Genomic DNA, 23738 nt, shown 5'->3' with positions numbered 1-23738 from the left:
TCAGTTTCCGACGCTTCCCGTGCTGACGAGAAGATTTCCGTTTTGCTTTTGTATCAGGATGACGCTATTGCGTCCTTTATCTTTCGCTATATAAAGGCCTTCATCGGCCGTCTCGCCAAGCTCCGCCATGCCCGAAAAATCCGGGTACATAGCGATGCCGCAGCTGAACGTGCATTGAAACGTATGTCCGCCGTGGCTGTGCTGGATGCGCGAAAACTTCTGTCTGATGCCGTCCATTATGCGGAAGGCCTCACCCGGCTCTTCAACAGGCATGAGGATGGCGAACTCCTCTCCGCCGAAGCGTCCGAGCGTATCGACGGGACGCAGGCTCTGCTTCAGCGTGCGCGCCAGGTTACGTATGGCCTGGTCGCCGGCCGCATGTCCGTAGCCGTCGTTGATGCGTTTGAAGTTGTCGATATCGACCATGGCAAAGGCAAACGGGGCGGAGTTCCGACCGTGCTGCCGGATCGCCTGTTCGAGTCGCTCGTTGAACGTCGAATGATTGAGAAGGCCCGTCATAGCGTCGCGAATCGTCAGTTCTCGCAGCACTCGCGTGCGGCGGATGCGCGCCATCAGAGACGTCACAAGATGATCGGTATCGACGGGATGGATAAAGAAGTCGTCGCCTCCTCTTTGAATGGCGGCCAGATGTCGCGAAAGGTTCTGCTCGCGCGAAAGAAAGACGATGGGCACCGAGGCGTTCGACGGCTTCTGTCTGAGGATGGCGGCCATCTCCATGCCGAGGCATTCCGGGTAGTAGAGGTTTAAAAGAATCAGATCGGGAACGAAGTCGTCGATGATGACGTCAATATCGGCCGGATCAAAGAGCGAATAGACGTCCAGGCCCGCCTCGCGCAGCGCCTTTGCATAGGCGTCGGTAAACGGATTGCCGTTCTCGACGAACAGGATTCTGCCTTCATAGTCGGGAGCGGGGGCGCTTAAGCGATCGAGTTCTTCGACGATCTGATGGATGGCGGCGGGCTTCTGTAAAAAGGCCGTTCCGCCAAGCCGCACGATTTGCAGCCTGGTTTCGAAGTCCGACTTATCAGAGAGAAATAGGATGGGAAGGTGGCCAAGCCTGAACTTGAATTCTGAAACGGCCATCGCCGCATTGCCTTCTTCTTCGCCGAGGCTGATCACAAGCACGGCCGGCGCCTCTTCGACCGATCGCAGCTCATCCACGCTTGTGATCGACTGAACGGAAAATCCGAAATAGCCGATCTGCTTTTCCATCGTGAAGCGTAACGTGTCGTCGGGCTCCACAAGCAGGATGTGTGTTGAATGCGACACGGTGTGAGTTTGGCGAGCCGGACTGTGCTGTCAATCCGGAGAGGGAAGACCTGTGCGGAGTTGTAAACCGCAGAGGACACCGAGGGCGCCGAGCAAAGCCGTCGTGAATGGGTGAAGGATGATGAGAAGTTTCTATAATATCAGTTAATCGGGCAGGAGTGCGCGGGCGGCTCGCGTCTTTCACGGTTCTGTTGGAGTAAGAATTTGACCGCGAAAAGCGCGAAAGCCGCGAAAAGGAAACCGTCGAACGGTATTCATCGTAACGTCCCTGTAATCCGTTTCAATCCACATCCTTCCCGAAGGAAGGATGAAAGCGACCTCAGCCAATTCGCCCACCCCTATGACGGTGTTTCAATCCACATCCTTCCCGAAGGAAGGATGAAAGGGGAGACAGGCTCATCTCGATATGGACGGGGCGCTGTTTCAATCCACATCCTTCCCGAAGGAAGGATGAAAGCTGCGTACGCGACGCCGATTGCTCTTGCGTCCTTGTTTCAATCCACATCCTTCCCGAAGGAAGGATGAAAGAAAATACATTTAAGCAACATGTGGCCGAATTCTATGTTTCAATCCACATCCTTCCCGAAGGAAGGATGAAAGGAAACAAAATGAACTGCAAGCACCCTTATCTTGGCGTTTCAATCCACATCCTTCCCGAAGGAAGGATGAAAGCAAAATCCCGGTTTCGTACCAGCTCCTGGAGTAGTTTCAATCCACATCCTTCCCGAAGGAAGGATGAAAGAGTTAAAGGCCTGACCAAGGCCCATAGCAGCAGCGTTTCAATCCACATCCTTCCCGAAGGAAGGATGAAAGCACCGTCGATGGCGCTAAACGAGTTTAATCGTCGTTTCAATCCACATCCTTCCCGAAGGAAGGATGAAAGATACAGCTCTCAAAAACTCTGTATAACGCACACCAGTTTCAATCCACATCCTTCCCGAAGGAAGGATGAAAGTCTGTACAGCGAACGGATCAAGCCGAGGGACACACTGTTTCAATCCACATCCTTCCCGAAGGAAGGATGAAAGTTGCTGCGCCGGGTTATACGTATTTTTTATCTGGTTTCAATCCACATCCTTCCCGAAGGAAGGATGAAAGATAGTCAATCGACGTGAGAACAGAGTTAGCCCCGTTTCAATCCACATCCTTCCCGAAGGAAGGATGAAAGTACTGGATGCAGATTCGCGCTAAGGTTATAGGCAAGTTTCAATCCACATCCTTCCCGAAGGAAGGATGAAAGGCTCTGATTCACGGGGGAAAAGATGAGCACAAAAATGTTTCAATCCACATCCTTCCCGAAGGAAGGATGAAAGGACGCCGATCGAGTCTGTCAGATCTTAACGAGGTGGTTTCAATCCACATCCTTCCCGAAGGAAGGATGAAAGTCAGGTCGAGGACAGTTTCTTCCGTGTATACAGATTCGTCCGGTTTCAATCCACATCCTTCCCGAAGGAAGGATGAAAGACAATACGTAGGTCGTAATGGTTCGAGAAGGGATGTTTCAATCCACATCCTTCCCGAAGGAAGGATGAAAGGTCGGTGGTATCGGGACTTACATCGAGGTTTATGTTTCAATCCACATCCTTCCCGAAGGAAGGATGAAAGCCTGAATTCGCCGGTCTTAGCGAACAGGAAGTTTGGTTTCAATCCACATCCTTCCCGAAGGAAGGATGAAAGCCGTAGTAGTAAACCAAGGCCATACAATAGACAGTATGTTTCAATCCACATCCTTCCCGAAGGAAGGATGAAAGGCGCACGGTTTCCGCATACTCTTCCTGATCGTTAGGTTTCAATCCACATCCTTCCCGAAGGAAGGATGAAAGCCCTGTAGCGAGACGCATCCTCGCTCGCCGGAGAGTTTCAATCCACATCCTTCCCGAAGGAAGGATGAAAGCGAATATGGGCTTAAGATCATCGGAGTCCGAGAAGTTTCAATCCACATCCTTCCCGAAGGAAGGATGAAAGGAAACCGGTTGCAGTGAGATGCACGCCGTCTGAAGTTTCAATCCACATCCTTCCCGAAGGAAGGATGAAAGGGTTGACAGATCGGGCAAATAGCGTCTACTTGATATGTTTCAATCCACATCCTTCCCGAAGGAAGGATGAAAGCGCAGTTGCAAGTGCGATGGCAAAAGCGGAGCTTGTTTCAATCCACATCCTTCCCGAAGGAAGGATGAAAGAGCAGCTCGCCGACTACGTGGCGTCGTTATAGAGTTTCAATCCACATCCTTCCCGAAGGAAGGATGAAAGTTTCCGCTTTACCGACTCCTCGGAGGTAGCCTGAGTTTCAATCCACATCCTTCCCGAAGGAAGGATGAAAGGGCGGGCGGCCTGGCGTGTCTCTACGGGGCTTCTGGATAGCTCTGAGGGCATATTTATACCCCTCATTGCGAACCCTGACAGGATATGCGTTTTTAGGGGAGTTTCCATTTGCATTTTGTCGGTTTTCCTCGAGAAAAAGCACGTTTTGCTTCGCTGCGAACCCCCCGGGTTTTTCCGGGAGACCCATGTTCGCATTTCGTTCACTAACGCAGAAGCAAATTGGCCTGCGTTATACGATCTGAGGTTCTTCGAAGTCTCGCAGGCCGGTTTGCCCGAACTGCTTGATCTTTCGAACAGAGTCCTCATCGATCTGGTAGATCCTCAGACTATCGCTTTCGGTGTCAATGATGGAACGCAGGCGCTCTTCAAATTGTAGATAGAGAGATAGCTCCATGCGGCACTCAAAAACGGATTTCTGAGCTCTCTGGCCGTGACTTTCACAGACCTTCGCTACTCGACGCAATCGTCGTCGACCTTCTTTTGTCACGGTCTCAACGTCATAACAGACGAGAAAAAACATCTTCACCTCCAGACAAACGGGATGTAACCTTCGATATCGCCGCGAATAGCGCGGGCCAGAATGCGGGCTTGCAGGACAAATATCTCGCCGACGCGGCATTTCATCTCAAGCAGCGGATGCGTGATCTCTTCCTGCTTGCGCGTCTGGTAGGCCGTTAAAAAGATCTTGCGGCCCGAGTCGCTCAGCGTGTAGACGCTGCCGGGTTTTTCGATGATGTCCTGGGCTTGGATCTGCTTGCGGTTAATCAGAGTAAAAACGAACCGATCCACAAACGGTCGGAGTTCCTCGACAAGATCAAGGGCAAGCGACGGCCGACCCGGACGTTCTTCATGCAGAAAGCCGACATACGGATCAAGGCCGGCAGCCTGACAGGCCGAGACGCAATCACTGGTAATCAGAGCGTAGCCGAAGGAGAGAAGGGCGTTCAGACGTGAGCGAGGCGGCCTTCGCGTCCTCCTGTCGAAATGAAAATCGTCTTTCTGCTGCAGAATACAGTGACTGAAGGCCGAGAAATAGACCCTGGCCGCATCGCCTTCGTATCCGCGCACGGAATTTACGTCCGATGCCGCGGCCAGCATCGTTAACCGGCGCTCCAGGTCGGATGCCACAGACCTCAGCGCCGCCTGCGCTTCTTCATTCGACGAATCTCTTGCCGATCGCAGAAGGTTCAGGCGAGAGTTCTGGATTTTCCCCGCGATAAACGAGCGCGCGAAAACCAGCTTTCTATTGTCGTGTTCGGACTGACGGAATTGCTCCTTGCGTAAGAGAACGTTACCGGGATGCGCTCCTTCCAATCTGCCAAGAAATCGTCCGCGCTCGGTAAGATAAGTGACCGGAACTCCTTTCTTCATACACTTCTGTAATAGAGAGGGGCTCACTGAAGAATGTGCGAGCAGTGTTATCCCTTCAAGATGATGCAGCGGTATCTTGAGAAGCGTCTCGCGCTTGCGTTCGACGAGAACAAGATCCCCTTCATGGTGTACATAGAGTCCATCGGTCGTTACGTAGAGGGTATTCAGTCGGATGCTCGGCATAGGCTACTTCCTTTTTTTCGTGCTCTTCTTTGCTCGCTTTTGCACAGACTCCGTCGTCGCTTCTTCAGAGGCTGCCGGCAGGAAGATGTCATCCCTTGAGTGGCCGCCCAGCGTGGGCAGGCAGAGGGATTGTAGACTGCAACGACGGCAGATCTTGCCCGGACGGGCCTCCGGTACGGTATTGGAAGTCAGGGCGGATCGAATTTCTTCGACGGCGGTTAACGTAATGACGCGCAGTTCTTCGTCGAAACGGACCGTATGCCGCTTCTTTGATTGAACATGATAAATAGCGCCGGCGGGTACTTCGACTCCAAGCCTCTCTTCGAGGCAGATGGCAACGGCGCAGAGCTGGGCCTCCTGATTCTTCCAGGATGCGATGCGACCGTTTTTGTAGTCGATCGGAAACGGCGGCCCTTTTGTTGGAAACTCCACAATGTCGGCAATACCGGAAAGTCCGTAGCGGTCGCTGTAGACTCGCAGGCTTGTCTCTTTGCGAATCCCGTGATCGTCGTAGCCTTTCTCTTCATCGACAAAGGTATGACCGATGTTTCCCGAAACGGTGAGGTCGTTGTCGAGAAAGACTCCCTCCGTATGAATCAGCGCATTCTGCCGCGGGCAGTACAGATGATGGCTGATGGCCGATATGGGCACGATCTCGTTGTCTGTGAATTCATGCATGGCGCGATGGGATGTTTGGATCGTACGGCTTATTCAAGCAGGGAGGCGACAAGGCTCTTCAGTCGCGGGATTTCTTCAATTATCACGGAGTAGACTCTGTGATAATCCACGCCAAAATACTGATGGATGAGAATGTTACGCATAGCTTTCCATGCCTGCCAATCTTCTATAGAATTCTCTTCAACAAACTCTGGCGACAGGGCACCACAGGCCTCACCGATCACTTCAAGCTGTCGAACGCATGCACTTCGAACAAGCCTGTTCTCCTGAAACGTTTTACTGCTATCGATCCCGGACAGGAAAGAATCCAGTTCGATGATCGATTCAAGGATATGCCCGGAACCTTATCTATGTCGTTCATAAATCAGGATCTTCTGACGATTCACGAAAGGCCTTATATCAGGTGCAATGCCCTCTTCGGTTAGAAGATCGACCCTTTTCCCTGTTGCTTTCTCAAGGGACCGTTTGATCTTCGCAAGCTGCAGCAGGTTTACTTCCGGCGGCAACTTTACGAGGATATCGACATCGCTGTCGGCCTCGGCCTGCCCCGTTGCATAAGAGCCGAACAGATAGGCCGATTCAATCGGCGTCTCGGTGAGGCAAGCGACCATTCTTTTTCTTGCTTCCGCTTCCAGAGTCATCGGCTCCCCCTCGGCATTGATGTGTATTCGCAGAGCGTCTGCGGCTACAGACGGCTGCATTCCAGGTTACAGGAGCTTTTCCCATTTTTCAAGCAAAACGTGAAAAGCTCCTGTTTCAATTATCAGATCAAATCAAGTAGCTCGATTTTACCCTTGAGCTTCTCGATGGCCGCCTCGTCGATCTTGACCTCGTAGTCGGCGTAGGAGCGGGGTGGGCCGTCGGATTTGCGGTGAACCGTAACGGTATCGAACAGTTTATGCGCCGGATGTGTGCCAAGTCGCGCAGATTCGCCTTCGCCGATGTGCTTGAAAACAATAAGTCTACGAGCGGACATCTCACCCCGAGCGGCCGAACGATCGTGATCGAACATATTTGTCAGGGAGTTCCAGAATAGCTGGAGGTCCTCTTCAGTGAAACCTGTATCTTCGGCATAGAAGGCAGAGATGAATCCGTGGGATCGGTAAAGACCATAGGGAACCGTGTGCTTCTTGCCCATAGTGCGATTGTCGCCACCCTGAGATTCGGCTTCTTCTTTCGTTGCCACGGCCATTCGCGTAATGCTGTGTTCGAATTGAAGAACTGGATCAACACTTCTTGCAAAAGACAACTGAACCGGCCCTTTAACGACACCGGCATTGACCTTGAGCGCCATTACGGCGCCAAAGCTGCGGACGTCGTAGAAATTTTTACACATCCAGCTTCTCGCTTCAGGGACGCGATCGCCGCCTTTTCGCTTCTTATCATCCTTTTCAAGATCTACTCCGAGCTCTTTGTATGCCTTCTCATGTGCTTCAATGAGCACAGCCTTCTCTTTAATATAGATATCGTAAGGTGGCTCGTACCTTTTTGTAATACCCACATAGTTGCGTACCTTCCGCTTGAGGCTTACATCCGTAACGAGCCCATGTCCCGTTTCGGAGTCGATGCGCGGCATGTTGCCGGCATCAGGATCTCCATTTGGATTCCCGTCCTTTACATCGAACAGGTAAACAAACTCATATCGATTCGAAATAGCGCTCATTCCTTTCCTCCTTCTTTCTTCGTGAAAAATGCCTGCCTCTGGTGATAATACCCCAGAGCAAAATGTCCCTGATCTTCAAGACTCAGTACAAGCGGGAATCTTGAAACATTGCCGAGCACCTTAGCCTTCAGCTTTTCGAAGTAGACCTCCAATCCGCCGCCAGCTTTAGAAACGTGATGCATGCTGAGATTCACAAGAACGGGGAATACAGTACCCGGTCGTGTGCATGCAGATGTGAAGTAGCGATCCCGGATCGTTGTATTGATTCCTGGATTCGCCGCCTCCTGAGCTCTTTCCAGCACAGCAAAGAACCGGCCCAGGTTATAACCTATGTTCTGATTTTCCTCATCCATATCGGTTGTTACCTCCTGAAATCCGGGAATGCGCCCGGTACGTCCCATTCGATTGAGATATGCTTTGATCAACGCCACACGCGGAAACAGGTTCCGTTCAGCGAATTCGGAATGATCTGCCTTGATGCGCGCAAGCGCTCGGTCGAGTACGATGCGCGGAAATGGTTCAGATCGCAGAATGGCCTGAAACAGCCGGCTCGATAGTTCGGGCACGATATTTTTTTCTTCTTCGCGCACGGCCGTGCTTCTCAGAAGCCTCTTCAGCGAAAGGAAGCCGCTTTCAAACTCGGGCTTCACTATCTGAAGATCTTGAAAATACTGTCGAAGGTTTGCCGCCGTTTGAGCAACGCTTCCTTCATACCAGAAACGAATTGAAATACGGGCGCTATTCGGTCCGAGGCCCAGCACATAGAAGCCTGTGGTTTCTTCATCAAGCGGCCGCTTCCCGGATTTAGGCGATTCGAGCAAGAAGCGCAGAGATTCAAGCCTCTGTAACTCAGCCTCTTTCTGTCGGCCTTTTTCATGCTCTGGATCGGTAAACAGGCCAAGGAATCCATCTTCCTCAAGCTTGCTTCCTTTTTCTCCCCAGAACACAATCGTAGTATCACCGACGTACATCCGTTGACGTCGTTCGCTACTCAGCATCGTATTCAAGGCCGTCGTATACGCAAAGGCAGCTTTTTTTGAGATGGGGGCGTTGAATCCCTGTTGTTTGCCAAATGAATCGAAAGCTCCCTTATCCTTGTTGAAGGAAACGATGTTTCCGCGGTTCTGGTTTGTTTCGCGAACACCGGTAATAGTCGGATGAATCTTTGCTATCGAGGCATTGTTACCATCGACAATACAAAATCCATCAACGGGAAGGGAGGGATTGTCGAACTGTTCATCAAAATCGTAGGGATTGGTAAAGCGAGAATCCATAATTCTCCGCCGAACGCAGATAATATCCGAATCATTGTCCAATTTGAATGTCAGGGCTGGATCATTCTTCTCAGCGATGATCTCTGAGTAGAGAGGGTCTTTTTGCCAGCCGTCACCATTATTTCCCAAAAGCCTTATTAAGGCATCCAGAGCATCGTCATCGCAGTATGCACGAAAGGACTTTAGCCGAACCAGAAAAGCAGCCTGCTTGTCTGGCTCCTTTAGGATGTATTTGGCGTTATCCCAGAGGAGGTTCGGATTCGTATTGCTGCTTCGCTCCACGGACTTTGGCACTAAATATCTACGGGACCTCTTGCGTTTCTCGTCCAAATATTGGCTTTCAAAGCGGACAAATGCGCCTTTGTTCGTCAGGATGATCAAGTAGGGGATCTCACGATACTCATACCCCGGTGGAGCAATGTCCTCTTCGGCTAACTTACGCTCGTAATACTGGTTAAGTCTCTGTAGGATCATCCGAGCACCTCCGCTGAATCCCATGCGGGAACGACCATGCTTCCACTTTCAAGTCGTGCTCTGAAAAAGCGTGGCCGTGCCGATTCATAGTCGCTGGAGTTCTCATCCCAAACTCCAAATTCCATATCGTAAAGTATGAAGCCGAGATCTCGATCGACGGGGTGTGGCCGTTCACCGTCGTCCGCCGGTGCGAAAAAGGCCGGGAACTCGCGATTCCCCATCACAGGGAAATGATGACATTGCCCTTTGCTGACTCGCCGTTCGAACATTTCTTCGAACTTCTTGATGTTGTCGGCAGGCCCCTTCCTGTCTGAAAGGCTGAAGTGTGCATGAATGACATAGGCTACATCTCTCAAGAAGAGGCCGGCTCTCTGCTGTCGCTCCTCTTCGATGTAGAGGGCGAGAGAACCTTTGCCGTCCTTCATTGCTTTCGTGACGTTGCTGAATGGAATCTTGCTCCCGAGTTCGTTTCGCCGCACAGATTGCCAGCGAATCTCGTTCAACACATCGATCCGTTCTATACGCCATGAGATGGCGGGCTTCCAGAGAATAGCTTCGAGGATTCCTCTTGCAGCTGAGGGAGTCATAACGTCATACGAAACCCTCTCCACTTTCATCTCAGGTCGGGTAAAGCAGGCGTTTTCACCCCAAACCTTTATTTTTAGCGTTTTCGATTTTGCCATCTTTGCCTCCTCACTTCGAACATGCTATACTATAAGACTGGCCGGATCATGCTCGGCGGGATCATCCACCGATAGACCGGTATCATCAGAATAAAGATCATCATTGGTCAGAACATGAAAGGCGCCGTGCAGTGTTTCAATAACTCCGGCCGCACTGAATCGATTGAAGATTTCCCGATTTAGAGAGACGGAATAAAGCTGTAGCTGACGAACAAAGCCCCGCTCCAGCTGATCCGTTCGCAATCGTTTTAATTCACTGCGCAGTTCTTTTCCCCGACCGAACGGCATAAGAACGGGAACAGTATCTTCGTCGATAATCCTCATTTTGCCAACATCTTCAAATAAGAGGGCGTCGGATTTGCGCTGAATCTGGTGTTTATCCAGAAGGCCGCCGTCATGGCCTCCTCTTCGCCAGAAGAGCCGTTCAAAGTAGTTCTCGATCTGTTGCGGCCCTATCTCACCACCGGATTCCTGTAAAACGATACGACCGATCTCTTCGGTTACACGAAGATAGCCCGGTGGCGATGGTTTCGGCGGGACGAATACATTGACTCTGCCCGGTTCTGTCATGAGTCCTTCGCGATTACAGCGGCCTCCGGCCTGCATAATGCTATCAAGGCCCGATAGGGCTCGATACACGACAGGAAAATCGATATCCACTCCGGCCTCGATCAATTGCGTACTGACAACGCGAATCGGCTGATCGTTGTTCAACAGCGAACGCACTTTGGCCAACTTTAGCTTGCGATGAGCAGGGCACATGAATGTTGACAGGTGGACCTTCGTTCCGATAATATGCTCGAAGAGTTCTCTGGCATCGGCCTTCCGGTTCACTATAGCCAGCGCCTGACGTTCTGCATTAATGGCATCTCCTAACTCTTCGAGAGGAGTCGGTGTTGTCCAATCAGAAGGCAGGTGCAGATCAAATCGTTTCAGTTGATCAAACAGAGCCTGCTGGTTTGGAATAATCTCACGTACGTTAACCACTCCCTCATACGAATGGTTTGCAGTCTTAACAGGTTGAAAGGCGATAGGTGTGGCAGAACAAAATACTACCGTTACGCCGTAGTTGCGAACAAGCTCTTTAAGCAGCGCAAGAATGGGGTTCACATAGTCCGGTGGAATCGTCTGGCATTCGTCCAGAATTACAACACTATTGACGATATTGTGGATTTTTCGTGCCCGTGATCTTTTGTTGGCGAATAGAGATTCATAGAACTGAACATTGGTTGTGACGATGATCGGCGCTTCCCAGTTCTCAGACAGCAACAGGCTGCGTGCGTTTTCCGTCTCGGGTTCAACGCTCGAATGATGTTCGAGGATGGCGTCATCACCAGCATCACCGAGGGCTCGACGAAAGACATCGGCCGTCTGTTCGATGATGCTTGTGAATGGAATAGAGTAGATGATGCGTCGTTTGCCGTGCAAGCAGGCATGCGCTAAGGCGAAAGCCAGAGAGGTCAGGGTCTTCCCTCCACCAGTTGGTACCGTCAGAGAAAAGAAGCCGGGCACCAGGGCTGCTTTGCTCAGGGCTTCCTTTCGAATTTCACGTCGCAAGCGGTTAACGGATGTATCTTGCGATCCGCCTTCCAATCGTTCGATGGAAGCGATAAGATGTTTGTGCAGATGACTTATCTGTGAGGGGGCATCCGCAGATACATGCACAGAACTGAGACGCAAATCGGACTTCATCGGTGCCATGAAGGCTTCCGTATCAAGCGAATCCGCATCAACAAGAGCAGAAAAAAGCATGCGGACCAGTAACGCCTTGTTGCTTCCAAATCGGCTGATATTTTCCTGCTCAATATCCGTCTGCTTAACCTGAGCAGCCACCGACTCTTCCATAACATTCTCAACTTCTGCGAGAGCTTGGTTCTCGCGGCCTTCATCCGATAGACGATGCCTCATATCCATGAGGTTCTGGAGGCCTGTATGATGTGTTATAATGGGGAAGGCGGCCAGTGTCCCGATTCCGCTGCCAAGATGTTTACAGGCCCACAGCCCACCGGCCGTTGCGTGATCGACGCGGCTGACATGGGCCTCCGGATCATAGCCGGACCTTCCCTTAATCCTCTCCTGAAACGCCGCTTTATACTTACCCAGATCGTGCAGTAGTCCAATCACGTGCCCGAGGCCTCCCATCCCGAAGGCTGATGCAAACTTGCGGCACAGTCGTGCCGTTCCGATCAGGTGATCTGCCAGTGGCTGAATTCGCCACTGACCCCCATCCTCCTGCCTCACATGCCCTATAAACACGATGCCCTACCTAATCCCTTCGATGCGCTTCATGAAATTGCTCTTCGCCTTATGCCGACGCCGCACCGTATCAAGCCAGGGCAGGAATTCCTCTTGCCGATGGAGCCGGGTCATGAGCTTACGAATATGGCGTACGAGATCAGCTGCCCTGTCATAGGCACGATTGCCCTTGAGGTCGATAATGTCGTCGATACGCTCCTGATAGATGCGAACGGACTCCGTAGCAATAATCGGCTCGAGGGCCTCGGCGATATCAAACCAGAGATGGCCATCGTATTTCCCTGCACGGGCTTCCTTGAGGGCTGCAAGCGGATCTCCTTCAAAGAGCAGAATCCTGACAATGGTCGATGTCGCTTCTTCAAGATGGTATGAAGGCTTGCTTTCCTGTTGCCCCGTCCTGTTCTTTCTCACATAAGAGAAGGCCCTCTCTCGCCACTTCGCCCATTCTCCGACCGCTTCGGCCTGGGTTTTGAGCATGCCATAGGACTCGACGTCAGGCCTGTCGTTAAACAACGTCCACACCACGGCGATGGCATTGTTGTGTCGGCCGCGACGAGCGTACTCGGCTGCAAGAAACTCGATGAGCCTGCTGTCCGGGCGATCCGGAAAGGCGGCCAGACCACGCTCGGCCCAATCCAGACTCTCATCGCTCCGATTGGCTTCGTGAAGAATTTGAGCGATTTCCAGGTACCCGAAAGCGTGGCTCAAACTCTGGCTTTTTATCTTGATATCAATCAGGCCATCGACGTCTCCGCTCTGACGTGCCATCTCTTCCATCATACTTGTAACGATAAAGCGGCTTCCACGGGCCGGACGCTGATCCGGCTCTAAGGATGACAGGCCATCCCATTCCTCTTGCACAAGCTGACGGTAGCGGTTAAGACCATCCTCTTTCAATAGAGGAGAATACGATTTGAAAGGAAAGAATCTCCAGTCATCGATGATAGAAAGCTCAAAGAGGTCTTCGGCAAAGGCCACCGGATCAGGTTGGGCGCCTGTAGCCGCTTCAAGGTGTGTTGCGGCCATCAATCGCAGAACCTCGCCAAAGCGACCGCTTGAGTCGTCGCCCTTCTGGTAGGCCTCAATGCCCAGCTTCATGGCCAGATGCGCCAGAGGCAGAGTCGCCGCGGCCCCTTCACCGGTCAGGTGGCTGGCAAGAAGATCGGCTACCTGCTGTGCTACACGCACGAATGGTCGCATTGCATGATAATCGAGGAAGCCATCCACTGTCAGAGCGGTGCGTATCATGAGAGCGATTGCCGAATCTCCGTCCGATGACTGCGCCAGGGTGACGTGATCACTGAGTCGCTCGAAGAACTCATCGTTAGACAGGGCCTGATCCCAGAGCAGGCGAACCAGCAGTTCACGGGGGGCCCGGTCCAGCCATTCTTTTACTCTGTCATATTCTGATTGTGCCATCTTCCATCCTTATCGTCGCCCTATGTACTCGCTCATCCCATCTTCCTAACACGCCGCCGGGACATTCTCGAAGCGTAAAGCTTCGTCCGCATATACGGCAAGCACGAATTGGTCGAGTAGTGCCAGTTTCATGCCGCTGAAATGAAATAGGGCTGCATGAGCTTATTTGAATCAATATTTTTTATCGGAGTCTCTGTTGGAGTATGGTTGATCCCGTCAGCTCGATGGCCGGCCACTCTCCCTGAAAGATATTGCTTGCCTGGCCCGTATCAGGAAACTGTTCCCATGATCGATCGCTACAGTAATCCTGAAATCTCGGGCCTCTGGTCTCTTGAGAATAAGTTCCGCATCTGGCTTGAGGTAGAGATTGCCGTATGCGAGGCCTGGCATCAGCGTGGACTGATCCCCGCCGAAGATATGCAGGCCATCCGCTCTAAGGCGGGCTTTGATCTGCAGCGTATCGAAGAGATCGAGAAGGAAGTGCAGCATGATGTGATCGCCTTCCTTACAAGTGTAAAAGAGCATGTCGGCCCTGCCGGACGCTGGGTGCACTACGGTATGACGAGCTCTGACGTCGGCGATACGGCGCTCTGTTTGCAGATGGTGCGCGCCGCCGATCTGCTGCTTGTTCGCCTTCGCAAGGTTATCGAGGCTTCACGCCTGCTCGCGATCAAATACAAAGATCAGGTAATGGTCGGACGCACGCATGGCATTCATGGCGAGCCGACGACGCTTGGCCTGAAGTTCGCGCATTTCTATGCCGAGATGAAGCGCAATGAAGAGCGATTGATCGAGGCGCGGCGTCAGGTTGCCGTCGGCAAGCTCTCAGGCGCCGTCGGTACGTTCTCGAATATTGAACCGGCCCTTGAAGAAGAGGTCTGCCGTTCGCTCGGTCTTGAGCCCGAGCCAGTCGCCACACAGGTCATCAACAGAGACCGGCACGCCTTCTATCTTTCGGTGCTCGGCGTTATCGCCGGCGGTCTCGATCGCATGGCGCAGGAGATTCGCCTTCTACAGAAGTCAGAGGGACGCGAAGTCGAAGAGCCCTTCGCAAAAGGGCAGAAAGGCTCAAGCGCCATGCCGCATAAACGTAACCCCGTGATCTGCGAACGCATCTGCGGCCTTGCTCGCGTTATACAATCCAATGCCATGACCGGATTCCGTGATATGCCTCTGTGGCATGAGCGCGATATATCGCATTCGTCCGCTGAGCGTGTTGTGCTTCCCGATAGCACCATCGCACTCGATTATATTCTCGATAAGATGTTCTACGTTCTGAGCAACCTGAACGTTTACCCCGACAACATGGATCGTGTGCTCAATCACACCCGTGGACTTGTTTTCTCGCAGCGGCTGATGCTCAATCTCATCGACCGTGGCCTGGAGCGCGAAGAGGCCTATCGTCGCGTACAGACGGCAAGCATGGAAGTATGGGCCGATCCGGCCACAAGCCTGAAGCAGAAGGCGCTGCAACAGCCGGAGTTTACCGAGCTGCTCTCGGCCGAAGACGTGGAGCGCATCTTCGACGTGCAGTATTTTCTGCGTAATATCGGGGCCATCTACACGCGTCTCGGCCTTCAATGAAGTTTTTTTTTTGAGTCACTTCTTAGAACCTGTCCTGAACCCCTCTTGAGTTTCAGGACAGGGCACCGCTTCCTTCGTTGCTGAATCCGTTCTGGGACGGCTCTTAGTTCAGGCACACAAAAAGAATCTGCCGGTCGCTGATCGGCGTCGGCGCGTATAACCCTGGCGCTCTGGAATCGAGAAAGCATAGTCCCCTCTAAATATTCGCAGCCTGCATTCGAGCCGTCTCCTTTGTTTTCAATGTTAAAATGCCCGAGGGGGGTATGGCCTCGCGAGTTTAGAATGGTTCTCATTCCCTGCAAAAATATCGGAATTCCTGTTCTAAAATATTTTTTCCGCTTGAATTAGTATTCGGGAGTATTAAATATATATTCGCGGTGTTACCAGTAACGGAAATTCTCGAGGCCAGCATGGCCTCTGCGAAGGACCTCTTTTCCTTCTCCTCTCCTGAAAGGAACGGTGGCGCCGCCCCTGTCGTCGTCTGGAACGTTACCAATAGCTGCAACATGAGCTGTCCGCACTGCTATTCGTCGGCCGTAAAGGGTCGAAGCGAATACGGGCTCTGCCTTGATGATCTAAAATCGATCGGTATCCGACTTGAAGAGGCCGGAGTGCGCGTCGTCATCCTGTCGGGCGGCGAGCCGCTTCTGCGCAACGACGTCGAAGAGTTAGCCGTTTTCTTGAAAGAGCGCCGTATATCGTGTCATCTTTCGACGAACGGCGTTCTGCTTTCGCCCGAACGGGCTCGATCGCTGAGAGACGCCGGCATCGTGTATGCGGGGGTCAGCGTCGACGGCCTGCCCGATTTCAACGATCGCTATCGCGGACTGCGCAATGCCTTTGAGCGGGCACTGGCCGGCATCGAAAACGCCCGTCAGGTCGGCATGCGTACCGGTATGCGGATGACGCTTACGTCGGCCAATGCGGCGCATCTGGACGCCCTTCTTGAGCTGGCCGAGACGCATGGCGTGGATCGGTTCTATCTCTCGCATCTTGTTTATGGCGGTCGCGCTGTCGATATGATGGCCGACGACGTCCAGGCCGAGGAATGCGGATTTAGAATCGAAGGCTTCTTTGCGACGGCCCTTGATCTGCTGCGCCGCCAGTCCGGCCTCAAGCTTGTTTCAGGCGGAAACGACGCCGACGGCCCGGCGCTGTATTCATTCGTTAAGACGCATCTTGGCGATGAGGCCGCTTCTGTCGTCTGGCAGGCGCTTCTGCGTCGCGGCGGCAACTCTGCCGGCGAAAAGATCATTAACGTAGATCATAAAGGCGCCGTTCATCCGGATCAGTTCTGGAGAGGCACGGCAAGCGGGAACCTGCTTGAACTGCCTCTTGCTGAGATTATGAGCCGTCCGCTCTTTGCCGATCTGCGGCAACGCGAGACTCTGTTAACGGGGCGCTGTGCTCGCTGTCGCTATCTTTCCGTCTGCCGCGGTTCTCATAGAGAGCGCGCTCTTGCTGCCGGTGGATCTATCTGGGGCGACGATCCTTCCTGCTATTTAACCGAAGAAGACATCGCGGCGGAGTCGGCTTCGCGTGTGGAGGCAAAGCGATGAACAGGACTTTGGAGTCAGATGTGCAGGCGCAGAAATCCTTCATCCGAACGGCGCGTCGTATGGCCCGCCGATTCTCGCTGCTCGCTGCGGTCGCATTCTTTTTCGCTCTGAACGCCCGATGCACCGAGAGTTATCCGGGACCGGGCTCGCTGCTTTTCGTCGTTGAAAGGGAGGCGGGTAACGTCGCCGTTGTGAATTACAGAACCGGCGAGCTGGTGAAGCGCATCAATATCGGCGGCAATATGCGTCATGCCTCGATGGTGTTCGATCAGGCCCTCGAGTACGGTTATATCGCCGCCCGTGACGGCAAGCTGCATCGCATTCGCATGAAGGATTTGAGCCATGCAGGTACGGTCGATTGTGCCGAGAACGCCATCGGCCTTGCTATTTCTTCAGATTCGCGAGTCGTCGCCGTCGCCGGATACAAGCCCGGCGGGATCACTCTCATCGATACGGAATCCTTCACCGTTTTACAGCAGATCCCGACCCTGAGAGATGGCGAGAAGGAATCACGCGTCACGGGTCTTGTCGATGCTCCGGATAACGCTTTTCTCGGCGCCCTGATGGATCGCTCGCAGATCTGGAAGCTTGTTCGAGATCCCGAGGGCCTGAAATACACGGTGGAGTCGTTTCCTGCCGCTTCATCGGCTCCGTTTGATGCACTGATTACACCCGATGCGCGCTATTATATTACGGGTCATTTTAATTCAAGAGAGATCACCGCGCTGGATCTGAGAAACGGCAAAACAAAAAACATACTTCTGTCAGATACTCTATCCTCCGGAACCGCACAGCAGAATCGTCCGGTTAAAATGCCTCATATGGAGGCCTGGGCGGTTTCGGAGGATACCATTTATCTGCCGGCGGCGGACGAGAACGAGCTGAAGATGCTTGATCGTTCTACTCTGCGCTTTAAAGGCCGTATTGCGTTATCCGGATCGCCTGTGTATGCGATGGTGCATCCGGGCGGACGATATCTCTGGGTCAGCTTCGCCGGAGAGTCCGAAGACGGCCATATCGAGATCGTCGATCTTGAGACGGCGAAGATCGTTCAGTCTATCGATGCAGGCAAGCGTATCTATCACATGGGCTTTACTCCGCGAGGAGATATGGCCTTTATTTCGAGCAATCTGACGAACGAGCTGATCGTCATGGATGCAAAGAGCTATCGTATTCTTCACCGTGTGCCCGTCGAATCACCGTCGGGCATTTTTGGCGTCTGGCGCGCTTTTCAAACAGGTCTGTAAACGAGGTTTTTATGAATGCCGAAGAAGAGAACAGGTTAGCCAGAATCGTGCAGGAGGGCTTTCCCGTTACGGAAAGGCCATATCAATCCCTCGCCGATACGATGAACGTAAGCGAGAGCGAGATCCTGCGCATCATGGAAGACTGGCGCGATAGCGGACGCCTGCGCGAGATTTCCGCCGTCATGGAAGGCGACCGTATCGGATACGAATCAGCCCTTGTATGCGGCGCCGTACCTGCCTCAAATGTCGAGCAGGTGGCGTCGGTAATCTCAGAGCATCCGCTTGTAACGCATAACTACGAGCGCCGGCACTTCTATAACATCTGGTTCACGATTGCAGCTCCTGAACACGAAGGGATTGAAAGCCACATCGAAGCTCTCGAACGATTGACCGGCGTACGTCCCTTTCATGTGCTGCGTCGCAGGCATACCTTTAAAATCGGTGTCGTCTTTGATCTGATCGACCGATGCAATAAAACGGTCGGGCATCCACTGACGTTCTCGCAGGAGCTGCTTGAGCCCGATGAGAAACAGCAGAGAATCATTCGCGCCATTCAGAGCAATCTTCCATTGGGCAGTCGTCCGTTTAAAAGCCTTTCGGCCGAGCATGGTCTCGCTGAAGACGATTTGCTCGAATTCTTATCTTCGCAGAAAGGCAAGAGCGTTCGCAAATACGTCGCCACCTTTCATCATCGTAAACTTGGCGTGAAGTCAAATGCGATGACCTGCTGGAAGGTCGATGAGAGTCGTATCACCGACGTCGGCGCCCTGATGCTCACCGATACGGCCGTCAGCCACTGCTATTCGAGAGACGTCGCTCCCGGCTTCCCGTATAACCTTTATACGATGCTGCACGGTCCCGATATGACCTTTGTCGGCGAAGCGGCTCGGCGGCTTTCTGAGCTTTCGGGCTGCGATAAATACATCCTGCTGGAATCGACTCGCGAATTCAAGAAGACCCGGCTGCGTTACTTTACGGCAGCCGAGATGGCGTGGAGAGAGCGGCATCTGGAGCGAGTGCCTGCATGAAATGGTCGCTGTCCCTGGTAGCGTTTTATGCGCTCGCTGCGCTCGTTGCGTGCGAGGCGAAGACGCAATCCGTTGCGACGCATTCAGAGCTGTGGCAGCAGGGACAGGTCATCTTTGATATGAACTGCAAGTCCTGCCACAGTATGGAGGACGAAAAACTGACGGGCCCATCGCTGCATCGATTTCGCATAACGATGGATGGAACGGAGGCACGACAGTCGATTATCGAGCCTTCGCGAGATATAGTACCGGGTTATACAGATATCATGCCCCAGGATTTCGGCACAAGGCTCACAGAGAGCCAGATGGATGCGCTGATTTTTTATCTGACAAACGGATAGGAAACGGAGGTGGAGAGTGAAGAAACAGACACAATTCGCGGTCCTCTTTTCAACTGTTGCTCTTTTCGTTCTCGCAGTCGCATGCGAGAAGAAAAAGGAAACGGCTGAATTCACAGGGCCCGGAAAACAGGTATTTATGTCGAAGGGATGTGTGGCCTGCCACAACTTCGGCGGAGGAGATTCGGCCACCGGGCCTGATCTTAAAGGCGTTACGGAACGACGCACGGCGGACTGGATCAAGAAATGGATCGATGATCCGGCTGCCATGCTGAAAAGTGATCCGCAGGCGCAGGAGCTGAGCAAGAAGTACACGACCCACATGCCGAAATTCGGTCTGACGGCCGAAGAGATCGACCAGGTCATCGAGTACTTCAAATGGCAGGATCAGCAGGGAGCAACGGCCCAGGCCTTTGAACCGCTGAGCGATAAGGAATTCACCGAGGCAAAAGAGATCTATTTCGATCGCTGCTCGGGCTGTCACGGCGCAAAGCGCTGGGGAGCAACCGGTCCTTCGCTGCTTCCGGCAACGCATATTGCCGATGCGAAAGAAGTGGAGGGTGGTGGAACTCGCGCTAAGGGCCAGGAGTTTATCGAGGCTATGCTTGAGAACGGCTCTCCGAAAGGAATGCCTGCCTGGGGCAAAGAGAAGATTCTCGATGCGCGTCAGATCAACCTGATGGCTCGTTACGTGCAGATGGATCCGCCCGAAGTTCCGAAGCTCGGAATGGAAGAGGCGAAAAAAGAATGGGAGCTTATCGTTCCTGTTGCCGATCGTCCGAAGAGTGATCCGACAGGCGGCCAGTTCCTGAACTACTTCGGAGTCGTGCTGCGTGATGCGGGCAAGGTTGCCATCATCGACGGAACGACGCATAAGAAGATCGCCGTCGTCGATACAGGCAAAGCGGTTCATATTCTGCGTTCGTCGCATTCGGGTCGTTATTTCTATGTCATCGGCCGTGACGGACGTCTTGCGCTGATCGACCTCTGGTATAAAGAGCCGAAAGTCGTGGCCCGCGGTCGTACCTGCTGGGACGCTCGCTCCGTCGACGGATCGAAGGCCCATGGATACGAAGATAAGTACGCCATCGTCGGCTGCTACACTCCGTTCCAGTATGCCATCATGGACGGTCAGACTCTCGAGCCGTTGAGCATCACCTCGGTGGCCGATTCGAAGGACTGGAAGACAGGGAACGCCCTTCCCGAAGTACGCGTCGCCTCGATCGTCGCCTCGGACCACGAGCCTCTCTGGGTCATCAACCTGAAAGAGTCGGGCTGGGTCTATCTTGTGGACTACCGTAATCCGAAGCAGCCGAAAGAAACTCGCATCACTGCGGATAACTTTCTGCATGACGGCGGCTGGGTATCGTTCCCCGGATCGAAAGAAAAGCGCTACTTCATCGTCGCTGCCAACGCGAAAAACAGCCTCTGCGTCATCGACGTCGTCGCTAAAAAGCTCGTGAAGGTCGGCGCGAAACCATGTATCGAGACGGGTAACCGTCCGCATCCGGGTCGGGGCGCGAACTTCGTGCATCCGAAATTCGGACCTGTATATGCGACGTCGCATATCAGTGAAGAAGTGATCACGCTCATCGGCGTCGATCCAGCCGGACATCCGCAGCATGCATGGAAGGTCGTCGAGAAGATCCCGATGAAATCCGCCGGTTCGCTCTTTGTGAAAACGCATCCGAATTCGCGCAACCTCTGGGTTGATATGCCGCTGTCCTCGCAGGCCGGCGTGAACGGCGAAGTCGGTGTGTATAACATTGATACGGGCAAGATGCAGTACATCAAGGTCAGCCCGGATCGTATCGTGCACATGGAATACAACAAGGACGGGAACGAGGTCTGGATTTCCGGATGGCTCGACAACAGCATCTACATCTACGATGATAAGACGCTGAAGCTGAAAAAGAAAATCAGCGAGAGCTGGGTGTTTACGCCCACAGGCAAGTTCAACGTTTACAACAGTAAAAACGACATCTATTGATGAGGGTAAACCTGGGCCGGTTTCGACCGGCCATTTTTTTCAGGAGGTCGGTATGACACGTTACGGAAAGGTTGTTCTGGTTGGAGCCGGTCCCGGAGATCCGGAACTGCTCACGCTTCGCGCCGTGCGCATGATCGAGCAGGCAGACGCCATCCTCTTTGATCGTCTCATCGATCCTTCGATCCTGAATTATGCGCGTCCGGATTGTGTGAAGATATTCACCGGAAAATCCAAGGGATGCCATTCGTTACCGCAAGATCAAATCAATGAGCTTCTTTTTGAAGCTGCCTGTTCTCATAAGCTTGTATGCCGCCTGAAAGGCGGAGACCCGTATATCTACGGGCGAGGCGGTGAAGAGGTCGAATACCTTCACAGCCGTGGGATCGAATGCGACGTTGTGCCCGGTGTTACGGCTGCGTCGGGAGTGGCCGCCTCTTTGTTGCTACCGCTCACGCATCGAGACTGTGCCTCTTCGCTGCGGTTTCATTCTGCACATCGCAAACGCGACGAACCGCTTGCCGATTTTGGCGACCTGACGACTGATGGCATGAGCCATGTCTTCTATATGGGCGGCACCAGATTGAAGGAGATTCGCGACGCTTTTTTTCGGTTCGATATGGGGTCGCTCTGCACGCCTGTAGCCGTTGTGCGCAGAGGAACGCTTCCCGATCAGAGCCAGTGGGTCGGTACTCTCGCCGAAATCGAAGAGCATGATCTCGACCTTCTGCCCGGTGATCCGGTGCTGGTTATTGTCGGAGAAGTGGTCACACACTCCATTAAAGCGGCAAGGCCTGTTCTGGAGTCCATCTCTATCGGACGATCGGCTGTTTGATCTGTCATCGTACTATCCTGATCTGTAGCGTACCGAGTTTGCAGCGATTTTGAGGTGCAGAATATTTACGCGTATCGAATCCGCCACTTCTGGATGTGCCTATAAATTGAACATCATGCACCATGCGTGACATTCAGCGTCTGGCACAGATCTTGCTATAACACTGGCAAAATAATCAATGCCAGGAGATCTCTCAATGAAACGGATCAAAGCCAAGCGGCTGCTATGGGTCCTGCTCGGAATGGCGATGACATTCGCCGTTGGGCTCTATGCACAGTCCGAGCCTGCCCCCGCAGACCCCTCTGCCGATATTGCCATCACGCAATACGCGATCGACAACTTCTTTCTGTTCATCTGTGCCGTGCTTGTCATATTCATGCAGGCCGGATTCGCCCTTGTCGAATCGGGACTGAACTCGGCGAAAAACACGGTGAATATTCTTTTCAAGAACCTTATGGACTTTTCTGTAGGCGGCTTGATCTTCTATCTCTTCGCCTACAAGCTCATGTATCCGGGTGTGCCTGGTGGGTTCTTCCAATGGGGCGGTTTCTTCCTGAACGAAACTGGCGCTGATTTTGCTCCAGGCCCGGGTGTGTTGCATCCGCAGGTGGATTTCCTCTTTCAGGTAGCCTTTGCTGCCACCGCTGCGACGATCGTATCGGGTGCCGTCGCCGGTCGTCTGAAGTTTGGCGTCTATATGATCTACACTGCTCTCATCGTCGGTCTAGTTTATCCGATCAGCGGTTACTGGAAGTGGGGCGGCGGATGGCTGAACGTTATGGGATTCCATGACTTTGCAGGTTCGCTTGTCGTGCATGCCGTCGGTGGGTTCGCAGGCCTTGCCGCAGCCATCGTGCTCGGCCCTCGCATCGGTCGCTTCTCTCCCGAAGGCAAGCCGCAGGTCATTCCGGGCCATAACCTCGGATTCGCGACACTCGGCGTTTTTATTCTGTTGATCGGCTGGTATGGGTTCAACCCGGGTTCGCAACTCAAAATCGTTGGAGCGGAGAATACGGCGTTAGTCATGCTCATCGCCGTCAACACGACGCTGGCTGCGATCGCAGGCGCCGTCTCTGCCATGGCGATTACATGGTTCCTTTACAAGAAGCCTGAACTGTCGATGGCCCTTAACGGCCTGCTTGCCGGCCTTGTCGGTATTACGGCGAACTGTGATACCGTTTCGAACGGAGAGGCCGTCATCATCGGTCTCGTCGCCGGCGTGCTCGTATGGGCCGGTGTGAAGCTGCTTGATATGCTGAAAATCGACGACCCGGTTGGTGCCTGGCCGGTGCATGGCCTGAACGGCCTGTGGGGCGGTATTGCCACCGGTATCTTCGGAACCGATAAGGATCTTGTCGTCCAGCTGATCGGATCGTTCTCGATCATCGCCTGGGCTTTCGTGACCATGCTCGTTATCTTCCTTGCCCTGAAGTATACGATCGGCATCCGGGTCTCTCGTGAAGAGGAGCTCAAGGGTCTTGACATCGGCGAACACGGAGCAGAGGCGTATCATGGCTTCTCCTTCTACACCGTCGAGTAACAAAGGA

At 53.1% G+C, this 23738-nt stretch carries 19 protein-coding genes and 1 CRISPR repeat array; of the genes, 8 read left to right on the top strand and 11 right to left on the bottom strand.

The features are described from left to right. The 11 genes from LEPIL_RS15145 to LEPIL_RS15095 all read right to left on the bottom strand — a co-directional run bounded on the left by LEPIL_RS15145 (window position 1) and on the right by LEPIL_RS15095 (window position 13613). Window positions 1-1290: a response regulator gene (locus LEPIL_RS15145; protein ID WP_002773717.1), complete on the bottom strand. Its 1290-nt coding sequence runs from the start codon at window positions 1288-1290 to the stop codon at window positions 1-3. Window positions 1291-1567: 277 nt separating this feature from the next. Beyond that, window positions 1568-3611: direct repeats of the CRISPR family, unit length 37 nt; unit sequence GTTTCAATCCACATCCTTCCCGAAGGAAGGATGAAAG. Window positions 3612-3841: 230 nt separating this feature from the next. Further along, on the bottom strand, window positions 3842-4132 hold the full coding sequence (gene cas2, locus LEPIL_RS15140; protein ID WP_002773716.1) for a CRISPR-associated endonuclease Cas2: 291 nt from the start codon (window positions 4130-4132) through the stop codon (window positions 3842-3844). Window positions 4133-4134: 2 nt separating this feature from the next. Further along, the gene (gene cas1c, locus LEPIL_RS15135; protein WP_002773715.1) at window positions 4135-5166 is read right to left on the bottom strand and encodes a type I-C CRISPR-associated endonuclease Cas1c; all 1032 of its coding nucleotides are present in this window, start codon (window positions 5164-5166) and stop codon (window positions 4135-4137) included. A 3-nt stretch (window positions 5167-5169) separates the two neighbouring features. After that, window positions 5170-5844: a CRISPR-associated protein Cas4 gene (gene cas4, locus LEPIL_RS15130; RefSeq protein ID WP_002773713.1), complete on the bottom strand. Its 675-nt coding sequence runs from the start codon at window positions 5842-5844 to the stop codon at window positions 5170-5172. A 29-nt stretch (window positions 5845-5873) separates the two neighbouring features. Then, window positions 5874-6164 (bottom strand): HepT-like ribonuclease domain-containing protein, encoded by a 291-nt coding sequence (locus tag LEPIL_RS23050; protein WP_281251486.1) that lies wholly within the window; start codon window positions 6162-6164, stop codon window positions 5874-5876. 24 nt (window positions 6165-6188) lie between these two features. Then, window positions 6189-6545 (bottom strand): nucleotidyltransferase family protein, encoded by a 357-nt coding sequence (locus tag LEPIL_RS15120; protein ID WP_078123301.1) that lies wholly within the window; start codon window positions 6543-6545, stop codon window positions 6189-6191. A gap of 62 nt (window positions 6546-6607) precedes the next feature. Continuing rightward, entirely contained in the window at window positions 6608-7507 is a 900-nt protein-coding gene (cas7c, locus tag LEPIL_RS15115) for a type I-C CRISPR-associated protein Cas7/Csd2 (RefSeq protein WP_002773710.1), read from the bottom strand. Continuing rightward, on the bottom strand, window positions 7504-9255 hold the full coding sequence (gene cas8c / locus LEPIL_RS15110) for a type I-C CRISPR-associated protein Cas8c/Csd1 (protein ID WP_002773709.1): 1752 nt from the start codon (window positions 9253-9255) through the stop codon (window positions 7504-7506). The genes cas7c and cas8c overlap by 4 nt, the downstream gene beginning before the upstream one ends. Then, entirely contained in the window at window positions 9252-9938 is a 687-nt protein-coding gene (cas5c, locus tag LEPIL_RS15105; RefSeq protein WP_002773708.1) for a type I-C CRISPR-associated protein Cas5c, read from the bottom strand. The genes cas8c and cas5c overlap by 4 nt, the downstream gene beginning before the upstream one ends. 24 nt (window positions 9939-9962) lie before the next feature. Further along, window positions 9963-12179, bottom strand: a complete 2217-nt coding sequence (gene cas3, locus LEPIL_RS15100) for a CRISPR-associated helicase Cas3' (RefSeq protein ID WP_281251510.1) — start codon at window positions 12177-12179, stop codon at window positions 9963-9965. Window positions 12180-12200: 21 nt separating this feature from the next. Beyond that, window positions 12201-13613 carry a tetratricopeptide repeat protein gene (locus LEPIL_RS15095; protein ID WP_002773705.1) on the bottom strand — a complete coding sequence of 471 codons (1413 nt, stop codon included), beginning with the start codon at window positions 13611-13613 and terminating at the stop codon, window positions 12201-12203. Between the two features lie 285 nt (window positions 13614-13898). Between LEPIL_RS15095 and purB the strand changes: the two genes are divergently transcribed. From purB to LEPIL_RS15055, 8 genes are all read left to right on the top strand, one after another. Continuing rightward, complete coding sequence (purB, locus tag LEPIL_RS15090) at window positions 13899-15197, top strand: adenylosuccinate lyase (RefSeq protein WP_002773703.1); 1299 nt, start codon at window positions 13899-13901, stop codon at window positions 15195-15197. Window positions 15198-15607: 410 nt separating this feature from the next. Beyond that, window positions 15608-16756 (top strand): radical SAM protein, encoded by a 1149-nt coding sequence (locus tag LEPIL_RS15085; RefSeq protein ID WP_002773701.1) that lies wholly within the window; start codon window positions 15608-15610, stop codon window positions 16754-16756. After that, on the top strand, window positions 16753-18003 hold the full coding sequence (locus LEPIL_RS15080) for a cytochrome D1 domain-containing protein (protein ID WP_002773699.1): 1251 nt from the start codon (window positions 16753-16755) through the stop codon (window positions 18001-18003). Before LEPIL_RS15085 ends, LEPIL_RS15080 begins: the two co-directional genes overlap by 4 nt. An 11-nt stretch (window positions 18004-18014) precedes the next feature. Continuing rightward, window positions 18015-19031, top strand: a complete 1017-nt coding sequence (gene ahbA, locus LEPIL_RS15075; RefSeq protein ID WP_002773697.1) for a siroheme decarboxylase subunit alpha — start codon at window positions 18015-18017, stop codon at window positions 19029-19031. Next, window positions 19028-19372, top strand: coding sequence for a c-type cytochrome (locus LEPIL_RS15070; protein WP_002773695.1), 345 nt, complete (start codon window positions 19028-19030; stop codon window positions 19370-19372). Before ahbA ends, LEPIL_RS15070 begins: the two co-directional genes overlap by 4 nt. Window positions 19373-19388: 16 nt before the next feature. Next, complete coding sequence (locus LEPIL_RS15065) at window positions 19389-21359, top strand: cytochrome D1 domain-containing protein (protein ID WP_002773694.1); 1971 nt, start codon at window positions 19389-19391, stop codon at window positions 21357-21359. A gap of 52 nt (window positions 21360-21411) precedes the next feature. Next, the gene (gene cobA / locus LEPIL_RS15060) at window positions 21412-22191 is read left to right on the top strand and encodes a uroporphyrinogen-III C-methyltransferase (protein WP_052608387.1); all 780 of its coding nucleotides are present in this window, start codon (window positions 21412-21414) and stop codon (window positions 22189-22191) included. Window positions 22192-22387: 196 nt separating this feature from the next. Further along, a complete protein-coding gene (locus LEPIL_RS15055; protein WP_002773692.1) occupies window positions 22388-23731 on the top strand; it encodes an ammonium transporter in 1344 nt (447 codons plus the stop codon). The last annotated feature ends 7 nt before the right edge of the window (window positions 23732-23738 follow it).

Origin of the sequence: Leptonema illini DSM 21528 (genome assembly GCF_000243335.1) — a bacterium.
Lineage (GTDB): Bacteria > Spirochaetota > Leptospiria > Leptospirales > Leptonemataceae > Leptonema > Leptonema illini.
This window is presented reverse-complemented; position numbering and strand designations above follow the sequence as displayed.

What these genes read in the sequence shown, in the direction of transcription:
- cas2 (WP_002773716.1), bottom strand. Translation starts at nt 4,132, where the DNA reads ATGTTTTTTCTCGTCTGTTATGACGTTGAGACCGTGACAAAAGAAGGT.
- cas1c (WP_002773715.1), bottom strand. Translation starts at nt 5,166, where the DNA reads ATGCCGAGCATCCGACTGAATACCCTCTACGTAACGACCGATGGACTC.
- cas4 (WP_002773713.1), bottom strand. Translation starts at nt 5,844, where the DNA reads ATGCATGAATTCACAGACAACGAGATCGTGCCCATATCGGCCATCAGC.
- LEPIL_RS15120 (WP_078123301.1), bottom strand. Translation starts at nt 6,545, where the DNA reads ATGCAGCCGTCTGTAGCCGCAGACGCTCTGCGAATACACATCAATGCC.
- cas7c (WP_002773710.1), bottom strand. Translation starts at nt 7,507, where the DNA reads ATGAGCGCTATTTCGAATCGATATGAGTTTGTTTACCTGTTCGATGTA.
- cas8c (WP_002773709.1), bottom strand. Translation starts at nt 9,255, where the DNA reads ATGATCCTACAGAGACTTAACCAGTATTACGAGCGTAAGTTAGCCGAA.
- cas5c (WP_002773708.1), bottom strand. Translation starts at nt 9,938, where the DNA reads ATGGCAAAATCGAAAACGCTAAAAATAAAGGTTTGGGGTGAAAACGCC.
- LEPIL_RS15095 (WP_002773705.1), bottom strand. Translation starts at nt 13,613, where the DNA reads ATGGCACAATCAGAATATGACAGAGTAAAAGAATGGCTGGACCGGGCC.
- purB (WP_002773703.1), top strand. Translation starts at nt 13,899, where the DNA reads ATGATCGATCGCTACAGTAATCCTGAAATCTCGGGCCTCTGGTCTCTT.
- LEPIL_RS15085 (WP_002773701.1), top strand. Translation starts at nt 15,608, where the DNA reads ATGGCCTCTGCGAAGGACCTCTTTTCCTTCTCCTCTCCTGAAAGGAAC.
- LEPIL_RS15080 (WP_002773699.1), top strand. Translation starts at nt 16,753, where the DNA reads ATGAACAGGACTTTGGAGTCAGATGTGCAGGCGCAGAAATCCTTCATC.
- ahbA (WP_002773697.1), top strand. Translation starts at nt 18,015, where the DNA reads ATGAATGCCGAAGAAGAGAACAGGTTAGCCAGAATCGTGCAGGAGGGC.
- LEPIL_RS15070 (WP_002773695.1), top strand. Translation starts at nt 19,028, where the DNA reads ATGAAATGGTCGCTGTCCCTGGTAGCGTTTTATGCGCTCGCTGCGCTC.
- cobA (WP_052608387.1), top strand. Translation starts at nt 21,412, where the DNA reads ATGACACGTTACGGAAAGGTTGTTCTGGTTGGAGCCGGTCCCGGAGAT.
- LEPIL_RS15055 (WP_002773692.1), top strand. Translation starts at nt 22,388, where the DNA reads ATGAAACGGATCAAAGCCAAGCGGCTGCTATGGGTCCTGCTCGGAATG.